Here is an 18,109-nt window from a genome sequence, read left to right as displayed (position 1 = left end):
ACCTCACCGACAGTACGTCAGCGCGAGAGTTCTTCTACTGGTTCTTGTGCTTGTGCCCTTTTCTCCTTTCCTGCTTGAATGATGCGACCGGTCTCGTAGGAGTAGCCCGCGAGGATGAAATAGACATTCTCGGCATCGCTCAGTCGCCAGCGGCCCCGGTGCCGGGTGAGGCGCTGCAAGGCCTCGGCATAGAGCAGTTCGTTCTCCGCGGCTCCTGGTCCACTCAGGAGTCGGTACTGGCGCAGTTTGTCGAACAACTCGGTTGCGAACACCGTGACACGTGGCAACGACATACCGGTGTAGTTGAGCTTCTCCAGGATCGGCTTCGTTCCGGACTGATCGCTTCGATATTGTTCCGAAGCGACTCGAGCAACCAGGATGCCGAGCAAGAAGAGACTCTGTTCTTGCTCGTCGAGTTCGAGACCGAGCATCGCGTTCCGGTAGAGATCGGGAATTACCATCTCCACTCGAGCACCTCCAAGGTCAACACAACCGACGTGCCGTGCGATCAGCCGCAACGCGAGTGTCCGCCCGATGAACTGACGCAGCGTCCAATCGACCCGGTCAGGACTCGGGGTTCGTTGCTCCCACTCACGGGGTACGACCCAATAGCCGACATGCCGACTCACGATCGCACGCGCCCCCTCCAGGAAATCGGCGTGGAGGGCCGCGAGGTCGATCGGCTCCCGTTGCAGGAGCTGTCGAGCGAGCGTCAACGCTGGACGGACGACAGGTGCACCCTCACTACGCCGCAGCGGCAGCGTATCGAGGAGGTCATCGAGCCCAGCGAACCAGCTCCTTTGGTCGCGCAGGACGAAAGGTGCAGCCCAGCCGCCACCCTCTGCTGCGTCATTCACGACATTGATGGCGCGGATGACCTCCTGAATACGGGATGGAGGAACTTCGGCGATCACTTCGCGAATCTTCACTGCCATGTTCTGCTTTTCATGGAACAGCAACGTCAACGCGGCGTACAGGCCAGCGCGCTCCTGCGCTGCCTGGGCGATATCCTCGGGCGTTCTGCGCAGCGCACGGAGCCGGGCCAGCTCCGTCGACTCTTGCCGAATGCGCTGGAGGCGGCGTCGTACTTCGTCGAGCCCGCCAGTCGGCTCGCTCACGAAATCCGGAACGAGGAATACTGGAGTCTGCAACAGGCGCGACTCCAACTCCTGCTCCAGCAGACGATCGGCCAAGAGAAGATCGGTATAGCACTCCCTGCAGAGGCTATACCGCTCCAAAAACCCTTCAGGAAGCAATCGACCAGCGAAGCTTCTCTTGTCGTTGATGTAGACCTTGATACGCATCGGCACGAAATTCGTCGTCACTTCAGTCTGCGTGCCGCACAGGTGGCACGTTCCCACTGCGGCATCTTTAAACGGCTCGTCGACGAGTATCGAAAGGACGAACCGCCGGTAGGCCGGCTCCTGGGTGATCAGCCGTCCCTCGATGCTCAAGGTCACGTAGCGGACACCCCGCTTCCATCCGAGTATCTCGCGAAGCTCTTTCGCGAGCACCTCAGTCCGCTTTTTCGCTTCGACCTCTCCCAGCTTTTCCCATGCGATGTCGAGAGCCCCACCGCGCACACTGAGATACTGTCCGGAATAGTCGCCGTGCACTGCTGGCTCGACTCGCAGCCCGCTGAGATCGACAACATAGCGGTCGCGCCGACTTCCACCGAAATCCCGGATACGCCCGAGCACCGGTTCCAGTACAGGAGCTAATTCGTCAAGCGCCTCGTGTTGTGTTGGAGCTAAGCCCAATTGCCGGGGCGCGAGGCCGGCGAAGACTGGCCCGAGAAGGTATTTCGGATCCCGCACTGTAACATCCCGCACGTCACCACCAGGCGAGAACTTCATGAGCTGAAGCCACAGATAGCGTCGCAGCGTATCTGTACTCACTTCTTCGAGGCGATGCCTCAAAAGCCCGTAGGCAGGACAGATGTCCAAAACGCCGAGGTATTCTTGCCGAGCTTCGCGTCCCGAGCCCACTTCGGTGCCGTTTGCCGCTTCCTCGTCGGCACTGGTCAAGGCGAGCTGCTCGACGATCGCCGACGGATCATCGCCGAGCGCCTTTCGGATGTGCCGACCCAACGCATGCAGGCTTCGAATCATCCAGCACCAGCCTCTCGCGTTCGCCGTAGATCTGCTTCCACCACGTACCCGAATCCCTGGCTGTTCTTGGCGCCGAGGCCGGCCTCCAGAGCCAGCCGCAAGAGTTCCGGCGGGCCTTCCAGCCGGTACCGCCCGACCCACCCCTCGATCCACGTCCCTTTGTAGCGCTCCAACCGTTTCGCCCGCGGATGGACTCCGAGCGGTCGCACCCGCAGCAGCGGGCCGCGCTGCGTCATCCCGGCATCCGGCCCGGCTTCGGAACCTGCCGAGGCAGCAGTCGCCTCCACCTCCGGTACGAGACCGAGCGCCCGCGCTTTGCGCTCCAGGTTGGCCGCCACCAGTTCCCCGAACTCCTCGTTGAGGGGGTTGTAGTACTGCGTCCGACGCTTCCCCTCGACCTCGAGCGTCCGGTAGACCGTGATCGGCGACAGCGCCTGCACGACGACCTCCGTGCCGACCTCCGGCACCGCCAGCGTCGCGATCTCCCGCACCGCGAAGTCGAGCGACGCGATGCGCACCCGCCCGAACTGGAGCAGCCCTGCGGCGAGACCCAGCGCCAGCGTCCGGTCCGGCGAGGCGAAGCGGAACCAGACCGGCCCGGTCACTTCCACCCCCTCGCCTGGCCGATAGCGGACCCCACCATGCAGCTGCGAGAAGACGAACAGCTTGAGCGGCCGTTCGCTCGGCCAGTAGTGACCGTCATGCAGCGGTTCCCCGATCTCCTTCGGAAGGTGCCGGTAGATGACCGCCTGGAGCGCTTCGCGGTAGTGGAGCGGCAGTATCCCCAGGCGCTCCGGTTCCAGCCGTATTTCCAGCCGCACACAGCCCCCTGCCCGCTCGTATCCGTATCGGAAACCAGTTCGCTCAACGATAGTCATCCGCTCGACACGCGTCAAGGGTCAGCGATCCGGTTCCCTACTCCCATCATCGTCGGACGACGGGAATAGAGGTATTCCCGTGGGCCGAGGAGACGAAGCGGATGGCTCACGAGCGCAGCGCGATTCCTCGGTCGCCAGGAACACGGCACAGCACCATATGCGAATCGCGGCGCATGATGGGGGCACACGACCGCGGACTTCAGGCCCGTGGCTCTCGCCTCGCACATCGGCTGGCCGAGCCCAGCCGAATTTACCTGGTTCAGCGAGCCGTCGCGGCACAGCGCACCGCTCCTGGTCGCGCACGAGCAAGTCCCGCTTCGATAGTGGCAATACGGCACCGTGGTCGCACCGACGCTGCAGCGGCGGTCCAGTCGTTCCCCAAGGCGGCCGAGTCCCTCGACCTGCTCGACGAGCCGTTCGCTCGGCCAGTGGCGACGCCCGTTACCCCACCGCGATCGCATGCCCGCCAGCGTTGGCTGGAGCGGCAGCTGGCCGAGCGGGACGCCCGGCTCGGGCCTATCCCGACGGGTATCGACGAGGCCAGTTGGAAGCGGGACGTCACCCCTTCTGAGCGTGGCCAGGGGCTGGTGAGAGCGCTCTCACCAGCCCCCGTTTTCCATCGTCCGGACGGTTGACTGCTGGCCCGATTTCTACCGCACTCGAGCCGCTACGGTGCACAGAACGAGGGAAGAGACGTCCCGGCCGCTGGTGGTGCAGCGCCGGGACACGGCCAGGTCAGGGGCGAGCTGACCCGGCGATGGTAGTGTAGCCGATCGCCCCCGCTGGCCGTGTCGCCGGCGGGGGCGTTCTGGTTCCGGGTTGCCCCCCCGGAACCGGTGCTGGCGGGAAGGGTGGGATTCGAACCCACGGGGGCGGTTTAAGCCGCCCCAATCGCTTAGCAGGCGACCCCTTTCGACCTCTCAGGCACCTTCCCGTACCCGACAGCCCGGGCGGAGAGGGAGGGATTCGAACCCCCGGGGCTCATCGCCCTGCCGTTTTCAAGACGGCTGCCTTCGACCACTCGGCCACCTCTCCGCACAGCACACCCGAGCAGCCACGCGGTTCCGCTCGAGCGTGAGGCTCGCTGTGAGAGTATACCAGAACCGCGATCTTTCGAGCCACTGCCAGGCTCACGCGGGCGCCGGTTCGGTCGCCTGTTCCACGGCTGCGCTCGGCGCCAGCGGGCAGGTTCGGCAGGCCATCGGCAGTTCGGCCGGGCGCGGTAGCACGCACCCGCTGCGCCGGAGAAGCCGCCAGGTGAGCCAGATCGAAAGGCCGACCACGTTGCAGTAGCAGCCACGCCAGGCCGCGACCGGCCGCAGGTCGGGATCCTGGATCGCATAGCCACCCGCCTTGTCGAACGGGACACCGCGCGCGATGCTCGCCTCGATATCGGCGTCGCTGTACTCGCGCATCCGCACCCAGGTCAACGCGTGGTCGACGAAGAGGGGCCTCCCATGCGCCACCGCGACCCCGGTGATGACGCGGTGCCAGCGCCCGCGGAGCGCGCGGAGCATCGCCCGCGCCTCCTCCGGTGTCTCCGGCTTGCCGAGGAGCCGCCCACGCAGGACGACCACGGTATCGGCAGCCAGCACCCAGTCGGCCGGTCGCCTGGCTGCCACCGTCCGTGCCTTGTGGCGCGCCAGCATCCGGGCGATGCGCTCGGGATGCGGGTGCCGCTCGGGCACCGGCTCCTCGATCTCGGCTGGATCGACCGCGAACGGTACCCCCAAAGCCCCGAGCAGCTCACGTCGTCGCGGTGACGCCGAGGCGAGCACCAGTGTCACCGCTCACTCCACGGCCAGTTCCAGCGTGGCGACCGACTCGATATGGTAGGTCTGCGGGAACATGTCGAGCGGCGTCACGTCGAGCAGCCGGTAGCCACCATCGACCAGCTTGCGCAGGTCGCGGGCCAGGGTCGCCGGATCGCAGGAGACGTAGACGATGCGCGGCGGCCGCAACAATAACACCCCCGCGATCGCTTCCGGCGCGCAACCGACGCGCGGCGGATCGAGGATGACGACATCCGGCCGCACCGCCAGTTTCGCGAGTACCTGCTCCACCTTGGCCAGCACGTACTCGACGTTGTCGAACTGGTCGAGGTTGACGCGCGCATCGTCGACAGCCGATGGCGCTTCCTCGATGCCGATCACTCGTGCCACATGCGGCGCGAGGAAGGCAGCGAAGGTGCCGACTCCCGCATAGGCATCGACGACCACCTCGCGCCCGGTCGGCGCGATCCGCTCGAGGACGAGCTGCACCAGCCGCTCAGCCACGCCGGTATTCGTCTGGAAGAAGGACGAGGCCGAAATGCGGAAGCGGTGCCCGAGCAAGGCCTCATGGTAGAAGCGCTGGCCCGAGGGGATTTCGGGGTCGATCGCACTCACGTCCGGATGGACGAGGAGCTCACCGGTGTTGATCCCGTAGCGCACCATGAGCTGGTGCTTGACGAAGGCCTTACCCTGGAGTCGCCCCAGGACTTCGTTGATCTTCGGATGCATGATGAGGCAGCGGTCGATGCGGATGAACCGATACCCATGCCCCGGCCGCGAGATGTAGCCGAGATTCCCTTTCCCGTCCACCGAAAAGCGCGCATGGTTCCGGTAGCCGAACTGGTCCGGCGAGGGTATGGTCGGCGAGACCGGCGGATCATCGAACTTCCCGATCCGCCGGAGTTGCTGGCGCACGACGTGCTGCTTGAGGAGGAGCTGGTGCTCGTACCGGATGTGCTGCCACTGGCACCCGCCACAGACGCCGAAGTACGGGCAGGGTGGATCGACTCGTTCCGGAGAGGGAGTGCGCACGTCGACCACCCGACCCAGCGAGTGGTCCTTGCGGTCGCGCTCGATGGCGACGACGACGTCTTCTCCCGGAATCCCGTACTCGGCGAAGACGACGCGTCCGTCCTCGCGGCCGATCGCCGCCCCGTGATGCGCCATGTCTTCGAGATGGAGTTCGATCGTTCGCACCGTGCGTGGTTCCGGCATCGTCCCGGCCATCGCATCCTCCTGACTCGATAGTGTAGGGAATCGGTCTGAGCACCAACCAGTCCGTTCCCCCTTGACAGCGGTGAAGGGAAGCGCCGAGTATCGGTCAGCTCAGCCGGTAGACGAGAGGATGGCCGACGATGAGTGGCTGGTTGACGCAAACGGTCATCGCGATGGACCTCGTCCCGTTCCGGTTCGGTCCCGATGCCACCAGCGAGCTGCCGTTCGAGCTCGAACGGCTCGGTGCCCGGCGAGTCCTCCTCGTCGCTGACCGGGCACTCCGCCCCCACGGGCTGGTCGAGCGCGTCGAGCGCCTCGTCGCCGACGCCGGTGCGGAGGTCATCACCTTCGACCAGGTGCACGTCGAGCCGACCGATCGCTCGCTCCGCGACGCAATCGCCTTCGCCCAGCGCGTCCAGCCGGACGCGTACGTCTCGCTCGGTGGCGGGAGCACGATCGATACCGCCAAGGCGATGAACCTCTTCACGACCTATCCAGCCGATCTCTTCGACTACATCAACAAGCCGGTCGGCCGCGGGATGCCGGTTCCCGGCCCGCTGAAGCCGCACATCGCGCTGCCGACGACAGCGGGAACCGGGAGCGAGACGACGGCGGTGATCGCGCTGGAGCTGTTGGACCAGCGACTCAAGACGGGCATCTCGCATCGCTTCATCCGGCCGACCATGGCGATCGTCGACCCGCTGAATACGGTGACCTGCCCACCGATGGTCACCGCGTTCGCCGGACTCGACGTGCTCTGCCATGCCATCGAGTCGTATACGGCCAAGCCGTACCAGGTCCGGCCCCGTCCAGCCAGCCCAGCCGAGCGACCGGCCTATATCGGCGCTAACCCGATCGCTGACCTGTGGAGCGCTCAAGCGATCCGCTGGGGCGCCACGTACCTGCGTCGCGCCTTCTTCCACCCGCTCGATCTCGAGGCCCGCACCTTCATGGCCATGGCGAGCCTGACGGCCGGTATCGGTTTCGGCAACGCGGGCGTGCATGTCCCGCACGCGATGTCCTATCCGATCGCCGGGATGGTGCGCGACTACTTCCCACCGGACTACGAGGTCGACGAGCCCTTGATCCCGCACGGCCTCGCCGTCATCGTCGGTGCACCCGCTGCGTTGCGCTGGACAGCAGCCGCCTGGCCGGAGCGGCACGCCGAAGTCGCGGCGATGCTCGGTATCGACACGAGCGGTATGCCGCTCCGGGAAGCCGCGGAGGCGGTCGCGGAAGGGCTGCTCCAGCTCATGCGCGATCTCGGCCTTCCCAGCGGGCTGGAAGCGTTGGGGTTCAGCGAACGCGATATCCCGGCGCTCGTCGAAGGGACGCTGGCCCAGCAGCGGATCCTGGTCAACAGTCCGCGCCCGGTCGACGAGCGGGCACTGCGTGCGATCTTCCAGCAGGCGATGCGCTACTGGTGAGGAACCCGGCACCCCACCGCGCTGGCAACCGGATCGCGAGGAGGGTGACTCCGCAGCGCTCTGGGACAGCTCCGCCGGTCGGGTCGACGCCGGAGCTTCTCTGCTCTTGACAGCCGGGGTGGTGATACCGACAATGTGGGTGGCCGATCGGCCACCGGGTGCACCTTGACAGGATGTGCGAGACGGCGGCGAGTGCGAGCGCGATCGCCAGAGCGCGATCCGCTCGTCCACACGGGGGAACACCGGTGAAAGTCCGGGGCTGTGCCGCAACTGTGACGTCGCGCCGCACGGCGCGGCGAAGCCAGGTCTACCGTCGCCGCCGTGTCCGACCCGCCTCGAGCCAAGGAGGGGAGGACGCCAGTGATCCGCTGTGCCTCGACACAGTGAGCCACCGGCAGCCCGCCCCGCGCGGGCTGTTCTCGTTTTCCCAGTCATGACGAGTGCGGTTCGGAGTTTTGCCGACCTCGGAAGAGGGGGAGGGTCGAGCATGCCTCGTGCGCTCGCATGGTTCGTCGTTCTCGTGCTCGCGCTGGTGCCGGTTGCCGGGGTCTCGGCGCACCAGCTCGATGTAGCCCGTGCACTGGCCAACGCGACCGCATGGCTGGTCACACAGCAGCGACCGGACGGAGGCTTCGCCGGGTTCAGCGGCGAAAGCGACCCCGGTATGACGGTCGATGCGGTGCTCGCGCTGGCTGCGGCTGGACTCGACCCGGCACAGCCGCATCCGGAGCACGGAACGAGTCCGGTCGCGTACCTGGCATCGGCCGCGAACAGCTACGGCCAAAAGCCCGGCGGCGCGGCCAAGCTCGCCCTGGCGGCGGTGGCGAGCGGGCGTAACCCACGCGCGTTCGGAGGCGTCGACCTGGTCGCGCGCCTCGAGCAGGCCTACGACCGCCAGACCGGTCTCTACGACCAGCAGCTGTTCAGCAACGCCTACGCGCTCCTCGCACTCGCTGCTGCCGGTGTCAACGTTCCCGAAGCGGCAGTCCAGGCCGTGCTGGCTCGCCAGGCGAGCGACGGGAGCTGGGCCTGGGACGGCAGCACGGAACCCGGCGCGGGAGACTCGAACACGACGGCGCTCGTCGTGCAGGCACTCGCTGCGCTCGGGTATGCTGACCATCCGGCGGTCGCCCGAGCCCTCCAGTATCTCCGCAGCGTGCAGGCACCGGATGGTGCTTTCGCCTACCAGCCAGCCGATCCGCTCGTCGGTGACGCGAACTCGACAGCACTCGTGGTACAGGCCCTGCTCGCAGTCGGTGAGGAGCCGCAGTCAGTAGACTGGCGTTTTGCCCTCGATGCCCTCGCACGGTTCGCGAATCCCTCTGGCGCGCTCCGCTGGCGCGACGACGCCCCGGACGACAACCTCTTCGCGACCGTGCAGGCGATCCCGGCCCTGGCGCGCCAGCCGTTCCCGCTCCGCGCGGTCGTCGATCCGCTGGCAGCAGCCCGCGAGCCCTGGGCCATCGAGGAGCCTGGTTGTCGCTCGTTCCCGGAGACCGGGCAAAGCCTCTGCGGCGCCTTCCTCGAGACCTGGGAGCAGCTGGGTGGACTGCCGAACTTCGGCTATCCGCTGACGCGCGCGTTCTACGATCCGCACCTCGGCCTGGTCGTCCAGTACACCGAACGCGTCCGCTTCGAGCTGCATCGCCTGGCAGACGGCAGCGAAGTCGTGCTCCTCGGCCGGCTGGGTGCCGAACGCCTGCCGACGGAACCGAGCCAGCCGTTCGCGCCGGCCGAGCCGAGCCAGGCGAGCGACTGCGTCTACTTCCCGGAGACGCAACACAACCTCTGCGCCGGCTTCCGGGCCTACTGGGAGCGCTTCGGCGGGCTCGCCGTCTTCGGTTACCCACTGAGCGAGGAGTTCGTCGAGGACGGGATGGCGGTGCAGTACTTCGAGCGGGCTCGCTTCGAATGGCATCCCGGTGCGTGGCCCGACCGGTTCGATGTTCTGCTGACCCGGCTCGGTGCTGAGGTCGTCGAGGCTGGCTCGTGAGCCGACGCTCCCGCTGGCTCCGGCTGTGGCTCCTGCTGCTGCTCGCGCTCGTCACCCTGGCGGGCGCGAGCAGCAGTCCGGCCGGAGCCGAGCGACCGAACGGGGCGGGGCTCGTGATCCGCTTCGGGGACGGGCGTATCGTGACGGCCTATGTCGAGTTCGGCGAGCCAGCGATCACCGGGATCGAACTCCTCGAGCGATCCGGCATTCCCATCACTGTCGCCCCGTTCGGTGGATTGGGCCTGGCGGTCTGTGCCATCGCCGGCGAAGGGTGCCCAGCCGAGGACTGTTTCTGCCAGGCGAAGAGTCAACCGGCCTCTTTCTGGCACTACTATGGACTGACGCCGGACGGGCGCTGGGTGCTCCACCCCGTCGGTGCGTCGAGCCGGATCGTCCGCGACGGTGATGTGGACGGCTGGTCGTGGACGGCAGGAGAAAGCGGCCTTCCCACGCTCACCATCGACGAGATCGCTCGCGCCCACGGAGTCGACCGGAATCCATCCCCCTCACCGACGCCCACGCCGACACCGCCGCCGACACCGACCACGCCTGCGACGAGCGCCGCGCCATCGCCGCTCCCACCGAGCCCGACCGTGCCTCCGACACCGTCGGTCGAGGTTCCCGCGCACGAGGCCACGGTGACCGCAACACCGGCACCTCAGGCGGCTCCCTCACCGACCGCTCGACCCATGGCTTCGGCCGTTCCGTCCGTCTTCCCGTCTGCGACACCGACCGCTGCCACAGCGCCGACGCCCAGTCCGACCGTCGCACGCGAACCGACTTCGAGCAGCTCCGGCCCACCCTGGACAGGAGTGGCCTTCGTCGGGCTGGCGGGCATCGTCGTGCTCGTCGTGCTGGTGACCCGGTTGCGAGGTCGGCGAGCATGAACAGCGTCCTCTGGTTGCTGTGGGCAGCGCTTTTGGCCACGAGCGTCTCGCTCACGCGTAACCCCTTCTATCTCGCGATCGCCGGGCTAGCGTTGACAGCCGTCTGGATCGCCGTCGATGCCGTACGGCCGCTCGGCCGGCCAGCGCCGCGGCTTCCGCTCCTCGCCAGTGCCTTCCTGCTGCCCTGGAGTACTGTCGTCAACGCTCTACTCGCTCATGTCGGTGACCGGGTCATCGTCCGCTTGCCAGCGTGGCCGGTCATCGGCGGGCCGATCACCTGGAACGCGGTGTTGTACGGTGCGCTGACCGGCGCGGCCCTCACGTGCGTGCTCTTCGGCTTGAGCATCCTCCATGCAGTACTCGATCGGCATGAAGTCTTGCGCCTGGTGCCACCGCACCAACGGACACTCGCCCTCACCCTCGCGATCGCGCTGAACGTGCTTCCATCGTTCGCAGCAGCAGCGCGCGATACCGTCGACATCGTCCGACTCAGCGGCCAGCGCGGCGCATTGACCGTCCTGCGCACCGTCGTACCGGCCGTGCTCTACCGCGGGATGGACTACAGCCTGGCCCTGGCTGAAGTGCTCGAGGTACGTGGGTTCAGTGCACGGCAGTCCGGCCAGCGCGGCAGACCGCTCGGCTCGCTGCTCCTGCTCGTCGCAGGATTCCTCGCTGTTGGGGCAACCATCACCGGATCTGGGTTCATTTTCCTCGCCGCACTCGCCTGCCTCGCGGCCGCCAGTACACGCAGCGCACGACGAGCCTGGCACGGTATCCGGATACTTCCCTGGCCGCGACCGGCCTCCATCGTCGCTGCCTGCTTGCTGCTCGCTGGTGGCTGTTTCGTGCTCAGCCTCGGCCTACCCACCAGCGATCTAGCCTACTCACCGTATCCGACGCTCCGCTGGCCCGGCTTCGCTCCCGTGAGCGGCCTGGCGTACCTCGCGCTGGTCGTGCCAGCGCTCGCACTCGGAAGAGGCCGGCGATGATCGAGGTCTCGTGTCTGCGGTACCGCTACCCTACCGGATCCTCGTCAGCCCTCGAGATTCCGAGCTGGAGCGTCGGGCCTGGCGAGTTCGTCGTGCTCGCTGGTCGGAGCGGCTCGGGCAAATCGACGTTCCTGCGGAGCCTGGTCGGGCTGGTTCCGCACTTCTACGGCGGGTGGTTCGGTGGACAGGTCGTCGTCGCGGGACGCGATACGCGCCAGTATCGTCCCAGCGCACTCGCCGACCTCGTCGGCTACATCGGGCAGGAACCGGAAACGCAGGTGCTCCTCGATCGAGTCCGCGACGAGGTCGCCTTCGCGCTGGAAAATCTCGGCTTCCCGCCAGGAACGATCGCGGCTCGCGTCGAAGAGGCGTTCGACCTCCTCGGCATCGCCCATCTGCGCGACCGGCCGATCGAAACGCTCTCCGGCGGCGAGCGCCAGCGGGTCGTTCTCGCAGCAGCACTGGCGCTGCGCCCCCGGGTACTCGTCCTCGACGAGCCCACCTCGCAGCTCGACCCCTGGACGGCTGACTCGCTGGTCGAAGTACTGCGGCGTCTCGTCGATGAGCTCGGAATCACCGTGCTCGTCAGCGAGCACCGGCTCGACCGGCTGCTCGCCAGCGCGACGCGTGTCACTGTCCTCGAAGGCGGGAGGATGATGCATGACGGCACACCCTCCGAAACGGTCGTGCACCTTCCCGAACCACCGCTCCTGGTGCAGCTCAGTGAACTGTTCGGCTGGACACCACCGGCGCTCAGCGTGGCCGAGGCCAAGCGACGTCTCGGCCCCCTGCCGTCCGCACCGCTGGGCCGACCGACTGGGTGGGCGTGCGGCGAGCCGGTGGTCGAGCTCGAACGAGTGACCTGCCGCCTGGGTGAACGCCGGGTGTTGGACGATATCAGCGTCGCGTTCGCCAGTGGACAGGTGACAGCGATCGTCGGACGGAACGGCGCCGGTAAGACGACGCTCCTCCGTGTCGCGCTCGGTCTGCAAGCGATCGAGCGTGGTCAGGTGCGACTGCTCGGTCGGCCAGCAGGGCGCCGCCTGGAGCCGGAGATCCGCCGCGTGGTCGCCTACGTCCCGCAGTTTCCGGCCGCGTTGCTGCTGGGAGCTCGCCTCGTCGACGACTTGACAGCGGTCCAGCGACTCCGCGGCGCAAAGCAGGCAGATGCACACGCCTTACTCGAGGCGCTCGATCTCGCTTGCCTTCTCGAGCGTCACCCGGCTGACCTCAGCAGTGGGGAACGGCAACGTGCCGCGCTCGCTGTCGCGCTGGTCGGCCAGCCCAGGTTGATCCTGCTCGACGAACCGACGCGCGGACTCGGCTTCCGGCACAAGGAACGGCTCGCAGCCGAACTCCGACGACGAGCCGAGGATGGCGCTGCCGTCATCGTCACTACCCACGACGTCGATTTCGCCGCTCTCGTCGCCGACCGCGTCCTTCTGCTCGCCGACGGGCGGATCGTCGCGGATGGGGTGCCGGAACGCGTACTCGGAGAGACGTTCGCCTACGCACCGCTCGTCAGCCGGATTTTCGGCCCCGCGTTCCGCAGCATCGCGGATGTCGCACGCGCCCTCAGTGCCGAACGCGCTCGACCCAAGCACGGTGGAACCACACACCACCCGGAGCTCACGCCCGGGCGATGACGCTCGTCTGACCTCGCTGGCGGGCGAGAAGGGCACCTCTCGTTCCCTGAGAGGAAGCGAGACACGCCGCACCCATCCATGCCGCTGGAACCGTAACCGGTGGCTTCGGGTAGGCACCCCAGCATGCCTAGCAGACGATGCTGGCTCGATCCGACCGTATCGACCCGCAGCGCTCGCCAGGAAAACAGCGTGCCGATTCGGAGCGCTCACTCTGGCGGTGCCCGCCGGATACGGTTACCGACGATTGCGCAGGCGCCACCACTGATAGCGAATCCAGCCGGAGAGACCGCGTCGCGGCGGTGGCAAGTCGATATCGCGACCGCGCCAGCGGCGCGGCCGGTCGGGAGTCCAGCGATCGCCAGCGACCAACTGCCGCGCAACTGGGGTAAAGAAGGCTAGAAGACTCAGGATCGCGAGGAAGAGTGCCAGCGTACGCGACCAGTCCCGCATCAGTAAGGCGAGCAGCGCGATCAAAAACGCTGCAGCGAGCAGAGCGGTATCGCGCGGCAGCTCCAGACGCGGCCACCGCCGTCCTGGCCGAGGCATCCGCACGCGAGGCCGACGCAGCTGGCGCAGCAGACGTCGCCAGCGCGGTTCGCGTTCCGCCTTCTCCAGGATCTCGAGGATTTGCTCTTCGAGGCGCGACGGACGACGCTCCTGCGGCATGGTCGCCCTCCTCAGTCCGCGCGGCCGGGTGCTCGCACGAGTTCAGCCACCGCCGCGAGCAGGTGGTCGACTTCTTCGTCGCTCGTGCTCCAGCCGGGCGAGAACCGCACCGTCCCGTGCGGGAACGCCCCGAGAGCGCGACACGCTTCCGCTGCACCGTGGAGCCCGGCACCGCACAGGATACCGTAACCACTCTCCAGCATCGCACCGAAATCGGCTGGCCGCCAGCCCTGCACCACGCAGGAAACGAGCGGTGCCCGCTCGCTCGCCTGGCCAACGATCTCCACGCCGGGGATATGCGCGAGACCGCTCGTCAGTCGGTCGGTCAGTTGGCGCAAGCGCTCACGCAGCGTCTCGGCACCCAGACAGGCACGCCATTCGAGTGCGGCACCGAGCGCGGCGATCCCTGGTGTATTCACTGTGCCGGCTTCGTATCGTTCCGGCAACGACCAAGGTTGGATGATCTCCGGGTAGTCGCTCGCGGTCGCGCCCTCCCGAAGCGGCGTCAGTTCCGAGAGCTCAACGCGCGGGCCGAGAATAAGCGCACCGGTTCCCGGTGGACCGAACAGCCACTTGTGTCCGCTCAGCGCGACGAGGTCCGCCTCGAGGTCATCGAGCGTGAACGGAAGGGCTCCGGCAGTCTGTCCTGCGTCGACGAGGACGAGAGCACCGTGCGCGTGCGCCAGCTCGGCGATCTCCCGAACCGGCTGGACGGCTCCAGTCACGTTCGAGGCATGACTCACCACGACCAGACGCGTATTCGGACGCAGCGCCCGCCGCACATCGTCCGGGTCCACGATCCCGGATGGCCCGACCCGGACCACCGTGGTGGTGACGCCGACGACCTCCAGCGCGCGCAAGGGACGCCGTACTGCCGCGTGCTCGAGCGCAGTCGTCACCGCATGATCACCCGAGCCCAGCAACCCTTTGATCGCCAGGTTGAGCGCGTCTGTCCCGCTCGCCGTGAAAATCACTCGCCGCGCGTCAGCCAGACCGAAGAGCGCTGCCAGTCGCTCGCGCGTCCGCTCGATCGCCTCCCAGGTCGAGACGGCGAGACGATGGCTCGGCCGCCGCGGAACGCCACTCGCATCCTCCAGGAAGCGACCGAGCGTCCGCAACACCGGCTCCGGCTTTGGCCAGCTCGTCGTCGCGTTGTCGAAGTAGCTCACCACCAGGCTCACATCCCGACGTATCGCGCGTAGAGCGTTCGAGCGACGGCAGGATCGGTCGTCCCGCGGACGATCGCCCGTCCGTCACGGAAGACGGTCAATTCATAACCGTCCACGATGAATCGTATCAGGTATGGGTTATGCTGCACCGCGCCGAGCGGCGCGAGTCGTGCGGCCAGTTCCGTGAGATCGAGCTCCGGTCGCGGGTAGACGGAGACTTGCACGGCGTCCCGCCCGCACAGTTGGACTGTCCGACTCGGCGCCGTCGCCTGCAAGAATGCACGCTCGCCACGGCCACAGGCGGGACAATCCACACGCCGGGTCACTGGGATCCGGGCGATTTCCAGCGACCAGAGGTCGAGGGACAGGAGCGACCGGTTGAGGCTTGCCCGGTCACCGACGAGCAGCTTGATCACCTCGCTCGCCTGCAGTGCACCGATGACTGCTACGACCGGTCCGAGCACGCCAGCAGTGTCGCAGGTCGGAGCGACACCGGGTGGCGGCGGATCGGGGAAGATACAACGGAGGCAGGCCGCTTCGCCTGGCACGACTGTCAACGTGGTTCCCTGCGTGCCGACGGCACCGCCGTAGACCCACGGTTTGCCGAGTTCCAAGGCTGCGTCGTTCAGAAGATACCGGAGCTCGAAGTTGTCGCTTCCATCGACCACGACGTCCACGTCCTCGATGAGCGCGCGGATCGAGGACGCGTCGACGTCCTGCACGACCGGCTCGATCCGCACCGAGTGGTCGATCCGCGCCAGCGCACGGGCTGCTGCCACCACCTTGGGTAGCCCGGCTTCGACGTCGGCCTCCTCGTACAGGACCTGCCGCTGCAGGTTCGTCCACTCGACCACGTCGCGGTCGACCAGGCGCAGGAACCCGACCCCAGCACGAACGAGCAGCGCAGCCACCTGGCTCCCCAGCGCGCCCACACCGAGGAGACAGACACGCCCTTTGCGCAACCGCTCTTGTCCAGCCGTGCCGATCGAAGGAAGGAGGATCTGCCGGTGATGGCGCCCTCGTTGCTCCTCGCTGGTCATCGCGTGGACCCCGCCCTCTCGCCATATATGGTACAGTTGCCGACCGGTGCGCCCCAAGGCGCCCGCTTCCCGGAACGATGACGACCATGCCGAGTTCTCGCCGATGGTGAGCGATCGGGAAGCGCTATCCGACCGACGCGCACTTGCCGAACAGGAGTGACTCGTGGCTACGGTTCGCTTGACTGTCGTCGATCGCGACGGGACCGTGAGTTTTCTCGGACCTGGCCACGCGATCAAGATGCTGACTGCCGCCTGCAGTCGAAACCCGCGCACGGTGAAAGAGTTGCTCGAGTATGCCGCACCGTACGATACCGACTTCGTTGCGAGCGTCCGGGCCGGGCTGGCTGTCTTCGACGAGCACAATACGCCCGAGAATACCGCAGCGTTCCAGACCGTGGCTCGCACGGTCGAACCGGAACGACTGCCGCCCTTCCGTGTCCTCGACGAGTTGACGCGTACCCTCAGCCTGCAGCCAGTCGGCGTGGGTCTCGTCCTCTACAACCTCGAGGCACGCCGGATCGTTCAACTGGTCAATCGTTATGGGGAACTCTTGCGCCAAGATCGCGGCCGCATTCGCCGGGGCGGCGAACCGACGCGCATCCTCTACTCGTACCGCCTCCCGGACGAGTGGCGGATCCTGCCCTAGCGCTTTTCGCTCGACTTCCCGTCGTCTCGCAGCCGAGGCCGTCGGCGACTCATCAGCCCACCGAGGAAGAGTTGCTGGAGATGCTGCCCAACCGAAAGTTGGCTCAACTCGCTGGACGCGTCGTGCTGCAGCTCGCCGGGACGGCGCTCCTGCGTTGCCCACTCCAGCCGGGTATCGCGTGCCTGCTCGAACCGCTCCTGTAACCGTCCCAGAGCCGCCTCCGAGCCCTCGGCGACAAGTGTCCGCAGATCCTGGAGTTCAGCGATCGTCGCATCGAGCCAGCGGACGATCGCCTCCCCGTTCGTCGCGCAGATGTCCCGGTACATCCTCGGGCTTCCGGCAGCGAGTCGGGTCGTATCGCGGAAACCACCCGCAGCCAGCGGGCCCATCTCGCGCCAGGCAACATCGCGGCTCGTCACGCGCATGAGCGCGACGGAGAGCAAAAACGGCACATGACTGACTGCGGCGACGTAGGAATCGTGTTCAGCAGGGTCGAGGAAGCGCGGCTCGGCACCGAGCAACTGCACCAGTCCGAGTACCGTCTCGATCGCTTCCCGACTGGCAGTGAGCGACGGTGTCACCACCCAAATGGCGCCGCGGAAGAGGTCCGCATCGGCCCCTTCGATACTCTGCGTCTTCCCAGCCATCGGATGCCCGCCGACGAAGTGCACCCGCGGCGGCAACCGCTCGGCTGCCCAGCGCAGGACAGCTGCCTTGGTGCTGCAGGTATCGGTGACGATCGCCCCGTCGGGCGCATAGTCGGCGATCGCGTCGAACACCTCGGGCACCGCCGAAGGCGGCGTGGCGACGATGATCAGATCGGCGTCACGCAGCGCTTCCGCCAGGCTCCACGTCGTGCGGTCGACCGCCTTGATCCGCTTCGCTTCGTTCTGGTGAAGCAGCTCGATATCGAACCCCACCACCTCGAGGCTACTCCGCTGTCCCTGCTCATTCGCCCACTTGCGCAGCCCCAGGCCGATCGACGCCCCGATCAGCCCTAAGCCGACGATCGTCACTCGTTGCATTACCTGCCTCCTGGCATGTTCGCACTTTCTGTCAATCGTACCACAGCGACCTCAAGGCCGGATCAGTTCGAGATCGACGGTGCGGATCCAACCGTCACGCCCGTCACGGAGCTCGACGTGGAGCCAGGTCGCGCTTCCTACCTGTTCCTGCTCACCGAGGAAGCGCAGCTCGGTGCCTGGTTCGAGAGTGTCGACGATCGGATACTGTGTCCCTGGCCCGCCCCGCAAGTTGACGGGCGCCCCCTGCGCCACTCGGTGAGTCGGTTGCCACGTCGGCGTCGCAGCTGGCTTCGGTTTCGGCGTGGTGACCGGTGACGGCGTCACTGCGCTCGCACCGAGTTCCGCGACCGGGGACGCTCCGGCCGTGACGGTCACTTCCACCGTCGGCGTCGCCGGTAATCGCGAAACAAAATCCGAAAAGATCGGTGCGAGGCGCGCATACAACCAGATGAAACCAGCCAGCGCGATGAAGATCGCGAGCCCCATCGCCAGACCGAGCCAGATCCCCGATTGGCGTGACCGCTGCCGGAGACGTGCCGAAAGTTCCTGATCGACCACCGCTCTGCTCCACCCACTGGTCGAGGCAGTTGACCGCCCGATTCCGCAGCGCAGTATAGCCCAGGGTGCGGTAGACTCGTGCCGAAC

Annotated in this window: 16 protein-coding genes and 2 tRNA genes; 7 read left to right on the top strand and 11 right to left on the bottom strand. The window is 66.9% G+C overall.

Annotation, left to right across the window (positions count from 1 at the left end):
- Positions 1-17: 17 nt before the first annotated feature.
- Together OO015_RS06695 and cas6 are read right to left on the bottom strand one after the other, a co-directional pair.
- Complete coding sequence (locus tag OO015_RS06695; protein WP_265940458.1) at positions 18-2,111, bottom strand: TM1802 family CRISPR-associated protein; 2,094 nt, start codon at positions 2,109-2,111, stop codon at positions 18-20.
- On the bottom strand, positions 2,108-2,932 hold the full coding sequence (cas6, locus tag OO015_RS06690; RefSeq protein WP_265940457.1) for a CRISPR-associated endoribonuclease Cas6: 825 nt from the start codon (positions 2,930-2,932) through the stop codon (positions 2,108-2,110). Before cas6 ends, OO015_RS06695 begins: the two co-directional genes overlap by 4 nt.
- Positions 2,933-3,312: 380 nt before the next feature.
- Between cas6 and OO015_RS06685 the strand changes: the two genes are divergently transcribed.
- Positions 3,313-3,624, top strand: a complete 312-nt coding sequence (locus OO015_RS06685; protein WP_265940456.1) for a hypothetical protein — start codon at positions 3,313-3,315, stop codon at positions 3,622-3,624.
- A 205-nt stretch (positions 3,625-3,829) separates the two neighbouring features.
- Here OO015_RS06685 and OO015_RS06680 read toward each other — a convergent pair.
- The 4 genes from OO015_RS06680 to rlmD form a co-directional block, all read right to left on the bottom strand.
- A tRNA-Ser gene (locus tag OO015_RS06680) sits at positions 3,830-3,923 on the bottom strand.
- Positions 3,924-3,940: 17 nt separating this feature from the next.
- Positions 3,941-4,024, bottom strand: a tRNA-Ser gene (locus tag OO015_RS06675).
- Between the two features lie 95 nt (positions 4,025-4,119).
- Positions 4,120-4,776, bottom strand: a complete 657-nt coding sequence (locus OO015_RS06670) for a Maf family protein (protein ID WP_265940455.1) — start codon at positions 4,774-4,776, stop codon at positions 4,120-4,122.
- A 3-nt stretch (positions 4,777-4,779) separates the two neighbouring features.
- A complete protein-coding gene (rlmD, locus tag OO015_RS06665; RefSeq protein WP_265940454.1) occupies positions 4,780-5,988 on the bottom strand; it encodes a 23S rRNA (uracil(1939)-C(5))-methyltransferase RlmD in 1,209 nt (402 codons plus the stop codon).
- Between the two features lie 128 nt (positions 5,989-6,116).
- Between rlmD and OO015_RS06660 the strand changes: the two genes are divergently transcribed.
- The 5 genes from OO015_RS06660 to OO015_RS06640 all read left to right on the top strand — a co-directional run bounded on the left by OO015_RS06660 (position 6,117) and on the right by OO015_RS06640 (position 12,918).
- On the top strand, positions 6,117-7,403 hold the full coding sequence (locus OO015_RS06660) for a hydroxyacid-oxoacid transhydrogenase (protein ID WP_265940453.1): 1,287 nt from the start codon (positions 6,117-6,119) through the stop codon (positions 7,401-7,403).
- Between the two features lie 487 nt (positions 7,404-7,890).
- A complete protein-coding gene (locus OO015_RS06655; protein WP_265940452.1) occupies positions 7,891-9,396 on the top strand; it encodes a prenyltransferase/squalene oxidase repeat-containing protein in 1,506 nt (501 codons plus the stop codon).
- The gene (locus OO015_RS06650; protein ID WP_265940451.1) at positions 9,393-10,283 is read left to right on the top strand and encodes a hypothetical protein; all 891 of its coding nucleotides are present in this window, start codon (positions 9,393-9,395) and stop codon (positions 10,281-10,283) included. Before OO015_RS06655 ends, OO015_RS06650 begins: the two co-directional genes overlap by 4 nt.
- Positions 10,280-11,272, top strand: a complete 993-nt coding sequence (locus OO015_RS06645) for a hypothetical protein (protein WP_265940450.1) — start codon at positions 10,280-10,282, stop codon at positions 11,270-11,272. The genes OO015_RS06650 and OO015_RS06645 overlap by 4 nt, the downstream gene beginning before the upstream one ends.
- Entirely contained in the window at positions 11,269-12,918 is a 1,650-nt protein-coding gene (locus OO015_RS06640) for an ABC transporter ATP-binding protein (RefSeq protein WP_265940449.1), read from the top strand. Before OO015_RS06645 ends, OO015_RS06640 begins: the two co-directional genes overlap by 4 nt.
- Positions 12,919-13,152: 234 nt before the next feature.
- Here OO015_RS06640 and OO015_RS06635 read toward each other — a convergent pair whose 3' ends face one another.
- Genes OO015_RS06635 through OO015_RS06625 form a run of 3 tightly spaced genes read right to left on the bottom strand, consistent with a single transcriptional unit; the run spans position 13,153 to position 15,793 of the window.
- Entirely contained in the window at positions 13,153-13,584 is a 432-nt protein-coding gene (locus tag OO015_RS06635; protein ID WP_265940448.1) for a hypothetical protein, read from the bottom strand.
- A gap of 11 nt (positions 13,585-13,595) precedes the next feature.
- The gene (locus OO015_RS06630; protein WP_265940447.1) at positions 13,596-14,756 is read right to left on the bottom strand and encodes an aminotransferase class V-fold PLP-dependent enzyme; all 1,161 of its coding nucleotides are present in this window, start codon (positions 14,754-14,756) and stop codon (positions 13,596-13,598) included.
- 5 nt (positions 14,757-14,761) lie between these two features.
- Positions 14,762-15,793, bottom strand: a complete 1,032-nt coding sequence (locus OO015_RS06625) for a ThiF family adenylyltransferase (RefSeq protein WP_265940446.1) — start codon at positions 15,791-15,793, stop codon at positions 14,762-14,764.
- A gap of 163 nt (positions 15,794-15,956) precedes the next feature.
- Between OO015_RS06625 and OO015_RS06620 the strand changes: the two genes are divergently transcribed.
- Positions 15,957-16,439: a hypothetical protein gene (locus OO015_RS06620; protein ID WP_265940445.1), complete on the top strand. Its 483-nt coding sequence runs from the start codon at positions 15,957-15,959 to the stop codon at positions 16,437-16,439.
- On the opposite strand, the gene OO015_RS06615 is transcribed toward OO015_RS06620, so the two are convergent.
- Together OO015_RS06615 and OO015_RS06610 are read right to left on the bottom strand one after the other, a co-directional pair.
- Positions 16,436-17,464 (bottom strand): prephenate dehydrogenase, encoded by a 1,029-nt coding sequence (locus tag OO015_RS06615; RefSeq protein ID WP_265940444.1) that lies wholly within the window; start codon positions 17,462-17,464, stop codon positions 16,436-16,438. The genes OO015_RS06620 and OO015_RS06615 overlap by 4 nt on opposite strands.
- Positions 17,465-17,515: 51 nt before the next feature.
- Positions 17,516-18,022 carry an SH3 domain-containing protein gene (locus tag OO015_RS06610; RefSeq protein WP_265940443.1) on the bottom strand — a complete coding sequence of 169 codons (507 nt, stop codon included), beginning with the start codon at positions 18,020-18,022 and terminating at the stop codon, positions 17,516-17,518.
- Between the last annotated feature and the right edge of the window lie 87 nt (positions 18,023-18,109).

It is taken from the genome of Thermomicrobium sp. 4228-Ro (assembly GCF_026241205.1).
In the GTDB taxonomy this organism is placed as follows: Bacteria; Chloroflexota; Chloroflexia; order Thermomicrobiales; family Thermomicrobiaceae; genus Thermomicrobium.
Note: the sequence above shows the minus strand (reverse complement) of the source record. Positions and strands in the feature narration are given on the sequence as shown.